5 protein-coding genes are annotated in these 6,189 nt (G+C 45.1%); 3 read left to right on the top strand and 2 right to left on the bottom strand.

What is annotated here, in order from left to right:
• Positions 1-83 precede the first annotated feature (83 nt).
• The 3 genes from QUA10_RS15325 (at position 84) to QUA10_RS15315 (ending at position 4,347) form a co-directional block, all read left to right on the top strand.
• Positions 84-383, top strand: coding sequence for a hypothetical protein (locus tag QUA10_RS15325; protein ID WP_333083377.1), 300 nt, complete (start codon positions 84-86; stop codon positions 381-383).
• A gap of 244 nt (positions 384-627) precedes the next feature.
• On the top strand, positions 628-1,866 hold the full coding sequence (locus tag QUA10_RS15320; protein ID WP_333083376.1) for an IS110 family transposase: 1,239 nt from the start codon (positions 628-630) through the stop codon (positions 1,864-1,866).
• Between the two features lie 996 nt (positions 1,867-2,862).
• Entirely contained in the window at positions 2,863-4,347 is a 1,485-nt protein-coding gene (locus tag QUA10_RS15315; RefSeq protein WP_333083375.1) for an ATP-binding protein, read from the top strand.
• A gap of 323 nt (positions 4,348-4,670) precedes the next feature.
• On the opposite strand, the gene QUA10_RS15310 is transcribed toward QUA10_RS15315, so the two are convergent.
• Together QUA10_RS15310 and secF are read right to left on the bottom strand one after the other, a co-directional pair.
• Positions 4,671-5,051, bottom strand: coding sequence for a hypothetical protein (locus QUA10_RS15310; RefSeq protein ID WP_333083374.1), 381 nt, complete (start codon positions 5,049-5,051; stop codon positions 4,671-4,673).
• Positions 5,052-5,160: 109 nt separating this feature from the next.
• A complete protein-coding gene (secF, locus tag QUA10_RS15305) occupies positions 5,161-6,129 on the bottom strand; it encodes a protein translocase subunit SecF (protein WP_333083373.1) in 969 nt (322 codons plus the stop codon).
• Positions 6,130-6,189: the final 60 nt, after the last annotated feature.

Here is a 6,189-nt window from a genome sequence, read left to right as displayed (position 1 = left end):
AAAAAAAACGGTCAAGTTGCAATCTTGACCGTTTAAGGAACTGTCTTGGCTAACTGTCCTCTATTCGCATCTACAAAATTACCATGCCAACCAAAAACAAGCACCACATCACCGAATTAATTAAATCGGCAAAAGAGCGATTCGACAACTTTAGCGATGCCGAAACGCAAGAAGTTTTCCTCACTATCAAAGAAGCTAAATCACGCGGACTACTGCAAAAACAGCCTCCTGACCGCTGCTTGAATCAGTATGTCAATGCTGCAAATCACCTGTTACAAACTTACTCAACAGATGAATTCGCAGCGATTTTAACGCAAAACATTGACTACATCTACGCCTATATCGCCTTAGTTGCCACCAATTCCATCACCACGACCGCCTGACGAGCTCGCACGGACTCTGCGAGCGAAACTCCCCTTAATAAGGGGAAGTCGCGGGACGAGTCGCAAGATGAGTGGCGCTTTAAATGAGAAATTAGCTTAATTGCTATTGGCAATTCGTAAGCGCCAGCCCGCACAACCCGGACAAAATAATTGAGCCTTAATCAGTGAAGTAAGCTTAATTGCTTTTGGGAGATTCGTAGGCTCTCTTGTCCTTTCAATTCAATTGTTACTCTCCCTAAACTAGATGGAATATTTAATCGTAGGCATTGACGTTTCTCGGTCATCAATTGCCGCGTGTTTTATGCTGGAAAAGCCCAGCAGCCCCCGTGATGACTACTTTGACGCCGACATCGAAGTGTTTCACTCGAACGTTGAAAATTTGAATAAATTAAGAGCCAAAATTGAAAGCTTCAAGGCCGATAAAGTAGTAGCCATCTGCGAACCAACCGGGATGAATTATGCACAACTCTGGATGAATAAACTTGCCGACTGGGGCGCTGAAGTGCGGATGATTTCCAACAGTAAATTGCCCAATTACCGGGCGGAACTGATGGGAAAAGAAGGCAAGAGCGGCGCCAAGACCGATGAGATTGACGCATTCGCGATCGCTTGTTGGTACTTTGACAAAGGGCCCGATAGTTACCTCAAAATCCGCGATCCCTTAATTGGTCGAATCAAACACGTTTGCCTGCGACTGGAGCATCTCAACAGATTGCAAAGCCCCATCATAAATAGAATGCGACAAGAATTAAGTTGGCAATGCCCGGAGATTGCCTTGGTCAAATCAGCCAAACTACAAGAGGAATTGCCACCGCTGATGTGGGGCTGGCTTGCAGGAAGAAGGAAATCCCAAAAGTACGATCGCATTTTGGAGGGAACGATCGGTTCCGGCATAGAAGCTCAAACTCGGTGGGCTGCCAAGCAATACAGCGAGATTGAGGAGGAAATCTTCAAACTAAAAAAGCAATTAGTCGAACTTATCGAACATCCGCAGTTCAAAGAGTATCGCCGGATTTTTACTAAATTCGGGTTTGGCTACCAGCTTCAAGGCTATTTGCTAGGAGCGATTTATCCGATCGAAGACTTTCTTAAGGATGGTCAACCGGAAGTCAAAGTCAGAAAAAATCGCCAGACCGGGAAAGACTCTAAACTTAAACTGTCAGAGCGCCGTTTCATGCGAGCCGTCGGCATGGGCGTAGTCAGAGAGGACAGCGGCCAGAAGAAAAAGGGCAAGCAATCCGGCAGCGCGCTCTGTAGAAAGGCGTTATGGCAATGGTGCTTTACTCGCTTGGAAGTTGCCAAAAACAATCCGCCGCTGCAATTCACCTACGGCCAAGGCAAAGATAAAGAACTCATGTCCCCGGCGGAAAACCTCAGACGACGGAAAAAAGGCGGCACTCCTGTTAAGTTAGCTCGCCAGCGGGTAATTGCCCGGTGCATCCGCGAGCTGTTCAAAGAATTGTCCGGCATCGCCAAAATCTAAAATCTAAAATCCAAAATCTAAAATGCCCGCAGGAGTAATCTGTCTGCGGGCATTTTAATCACTCAAAAAATGTCTACAGTGAATTGCCTAAAATCAAGGGGGAGGAGAAGTAATAATGATCGAAAGATTATCGCAACCAAACCAACTTCCTCAAAGTGAAGTGGAGGTTGGAGAAAAGTCGGGTAAAATACAATTATTTCCTTCTGCTTCCTCTTGATTCTCCGTCTCTGATTTTCCAGCGAGAGAATTTAAATATCAAGTTGGCAGCCAGACGGTACTTTTCTGCAAATTTTTAAGGAACATCAAGCGGATGTGTGGAGCAGGTGCTTAAGTTGTGCGATCACAACTTAAGCACCTGCCGGGAAAAATTTCGTCGGTGAAGCTTTGGAGCGTCGATGCGGCTAAACTATAAGCTGCCGAACTTGACAAATTGCTCGCCATCGGCTGTCCCTGGCTCGGAGACAACCTACAATACAATCCCCAGGTTGAGTGCGATCGGCAATTTGTGCAAAAAACTGACAATTGAGATTTATTAGCAATTGCCGGAAACCTGTTTTGCCTGAATTTTAAAATCGCGCGATCGGCTGCAGAGTTGTCGCTATTCTTGTCTTATTGTAATATAATTTTACGCAAGGGGTAATACGAAATGTACTGCCACAGGTTGCAGATGTCTATCCATCTGAACCAAATTAATCTCATCAAACATTAAAAATAGTTATGACTGTTATATTCGGATTAGTAAAATCTTGGATATATAAAATTCAATACATAGTCAGGTTTCAAAGGGGTGTCTGCTGTTAAATCAATCTAACCTGCAATCGTTTCGGGGGACACCAGCACGATTTAAGGCAAAAAATAATCCTGCTGAATTAACTGGATGCGAGGGAGCAGAGGAAAGTTGATGACTAAGCTATAAAAAGAGTTGAAAACGCCTTCTAAATAGTAGGCAAGACTCCAGCAGCCAACCGCAACTGCCAATTACCAAAGGAGGGAGCAGTGTATGAAACTGACGGGTTGAGTCCCCTAAAATCGCCGCTTGGTTTGCGATCAACTCTACAGGAATTAACCCTGTACGACTTTCTCCTAGAATCTGAGTGTCCGGGGGACGAAGTTGCTAAAATTTTTCAAGCAAACCCTTTAGTTCCCGGCATCATCATCACTCAGCAAGGAAAGTTTATCGGGATGATTTCGCGGCGGCGTTATTTTGAACACATGAGCCGCCCCTACAGTTTGGAGTTATTTTCTCAACAGCCTTTGTTCATACTCTACCGCTTTACTAAAACTGATATGTTGGTTCTCGATCGCGAAACCTCAATTATGACGGCAGTGCGGCAGTCTTTGGAGCGATCGGCCGAACTAATCCACGAACCAATTGTAGTACAAGTAGAACCAGAAAGTTACAAACTTTTAGACGTACACCAACTGCTGCTTTCTCAGTTGCAAATTCACGAGTTATCAACCGTGGCGATGCGCGAGTCGCAAGCACAATTGAGACATCAAGCCCAACAGCTTGAACTTGCCCTGCTGGAACTTCAGCGCACTCAAACTCAACTAATTCAAACAGAAAAAATGTCTTCTTTGGGGCAGTTAGTAGCAGGAGTAGCTCACGAAATCAACAATCCGATCGGCTTTATTTATAGCAATTTGCACCACGCTAAAGAGTACACGCAATGTTTAATGCGGATGCTCGACATCTACCGACAGCACTGTCCCGAACCCATCGCAGCAATTGAAGCGGAAGCAGAAAAAATCGAACTCGATTATTTGCTAGAAGACTTGCCTAAAGTCTTAAATTCTATGCAGCAAGGTGCAGAAAGAGTGCGCGACATCGTTTTGTCGCTGCGGAATTTTTGCAGATTAGACGAAGCGGAAATGAAGCAGGTCAACATTCACGACGGTATCAACAACACGATTATGCTTTTGCAAAGCCAGCTTAAAGGGAAACCGGGGCAGGAGGCGATCGAAATTCACAAAGAATACAGCGACTTGCCGCTGGTGCAGTGCTATCCCGGACAGCTCAATCAGGTATTTATGAATATTTTACTTAATGCAATTTACGCCCTGGTTGAGTCTAATAAACACGAAAATGTTGATAAAAAAAACGCGAAAAAGTCGCAATCCGGCGAAGAAAAGCAGTCTTGTACAAAGACTCAATTATCACTTTCTCAGTCTACCCGCCTGGTTCCTACGATTCGGATTCGCACCGAGTTAATTGAGAAAAAAAAGGTACTAATTAAAATTTCTGACAACGGCCCTGGAATGACAGAAGATGTTCGGAAGCGGTTGTTTGACCCTTTCTTTACTACTAAGCCGGTCGGCCAAGGAACGGGTTTGGGACTGTCGATTAGCTATGAAATTGTTGTCAACCAACACCGCGGCGCATTGAAGTGCTTTTCGGAACCGGGAAAAGGAGCAGAATTTGCGATCGAAATTCCGCTTCAACAGTCTTCCCTAGCACAGATTTTGCCTCGCTTTGCGTGATACAGAAGAAGGAAGTTCGGCAACGGATTCGCTCCACGGATGTAACGGATGTAACTGAGATATTGCACCATTCTCGCTTAACAGGCTTTCCGGCCTGTTCCACAAGAAAATTCACTCTTTGTGGAACAGGCCGGAAAGCCTGTTCATAAAAAGCTTATTGAGAATGGTGCAAGATTTCAGATGTAACGGATGTAACGGATGTAACGAATGTCAGGAAGAAGGAAGAAGGAAGAAGCAATAAAAGTTAGGGACTCGGCTGTTGAAACCGCTTTTTGTCAAACTTTCGTACCTCTGGCTTGAGACTAAAGAATGAAGCCCGTGGGCTACCGCGAACCTTTGCAAACCCACTTCCACAAAGGATGACTCGGCCCCCGCTGGCGAATGCGGCGAACTTGTTGTTCCAAACCCTGTTTTTCTCGCAGGGGCAATCCTCGCACCATATTGCGACTTTGCCAAGTTAGCACAGCTAAAGTCATTCCCAAGCACAAACCCAAACCGAGAGTGGGCCAGCGATGAAAAGATAAACCGTAGCGCACTGCCGCCCAAGTGAAGTGTTCTAAACACAAAGCTATTTCGCGGCGCAAACCCCAAATGCTCAAAGAACCGACGCTAATCCACAGCAATATCACAGTTAACCAGCGGCCGTAAACTGTTAGTTTGTGAAGCCTTTGGACTTCAATTTGAAAAGTTTCCTCAGTAGTCATTTGTTATTTGTCATTTGTCCTTTGTCATTGGTTATTGGTTATTGGTTATTGATGATTGATTATTAGTCAGTCAACAGTTAACCGTCAACAGTTAACCGTCAACAGTCCATTAAACTTCCTCTGACTGGTTGATTCCTTCTGCAGGGACGGGGATAGAGTGGGCCATCCGAGTGCGCCACCAAGCTAGCAGCGTACTGGCAATGAAAATACTCGAATACGCACCCGCAATAAAGCCGACAATCAATGCTAAAGCAAAGTATTTGAGGGTTTCGCCGCCAAACAAAAAGATTGAAAACAAAGTCAGCAGCGTTGTCATCGTCGTGTTAATTGACCTTCCCAGCGTCTGCATGACCGCATCATCGACAATTTGATTTATCGACTGTCCCGGATTTAGCTTGATTACTTCGCGCACGCGATCGTAAATTACCACTGTATCGTTAACAGAAAAACCGATAATTGTCAAGAGAGCGACCACAAATAAGCTGTCAACTTCCACTCCTTGAACTAAACCCAAAAACGAGAAAACACCAAGAGTAACCAACACGTCGTGGAACAAAGCAACGAAAGCAAAAAAGGCATAATCCCACTGAAACCGGAATGTTAGATAAACCGTAATTCCCGCAAAGGAAAGGAATAAAGCCAACAATCCCGAAGTAAATAATTGTTTACCGAGGGTAGGCCCAACCGTATCAATTTGAGTAGATTGAGGAGCAAAAGCGCCTATCTTTTCGCTCAAAGCTGTTTGCAAATTAGTCCGCTGTTCGACATCCAAAGTTTTCGTTCGCAGTGACAAACCGCGCTGTTCCTTGCCGATAACTTGAATGCTGCTGCCACCTAAACCTTGGGTGTCCAGGACTTCGCGGACAGCAGCAAGATCGATGGGTTTACAATTTTCCGGTTTCGTGCAGTCGAGTTCAAATTGCAGGCGAGTGCCGCCGATAAAATCTAAACTGGGGCGCAGCGGTGCGCGAATGTCGGGACGAGTCCAAGAAATGGCCATCGACACTATACCTGCGAGGATTATAGCGGCGGAAATACTCCACCAGAGCGATCGTTGTTTGATTACACTGAATTTCATAATTTGAATGAAGAAGGAAGTTCGGCAACTGATTGTGTAAGGGATAGAAGGAAAAAGGAA

Source organism: Microcoleus sp. Pol8_D6 (genome assembly GCF_036700965.1).
In the GTDB taxonomy this organism is placed as follows: domain Bacteria; phylum Cyanobacteriota; class Cyanobacteriia; order Cyanobacteriales; family Microcoleaceae; genus Microcoleus.
The sequence above is the reverse complement of the archived record's forward strand: the minus strand, read 5'-3'. Positions and strand labels throughout refer to the sequence as shown.

Coding starts and splice junctions, on each gene's coding strand:
- QUA10_RS15325 (WP_333083377.1), top strand. CDS start 84: ATGCCAACCAAAAACAAGCACCACATCACCGAATTAATTAAATCGGCA.
- QUA10_RS15320 (WP_333083376.1), top strand. CDS start 628: ATGGAATATTTAATCGTAGGCATTGACGTTTCTCGGTCATCAATTGCC.
- QUA10_RS15310 (WP_333083374.1), bottom strand. CDS start 5,051: ATGACTACTGAGGAAACTTTTCAAATTGAAGTCCAAAGGCTTCACAAA.
- secF (WP_333083373.1), bottom strand. CDS start 6,129: ATGAAATTCAGTGTAATCAAACAACGATCGCTCTGGTGGAGTATTTCC.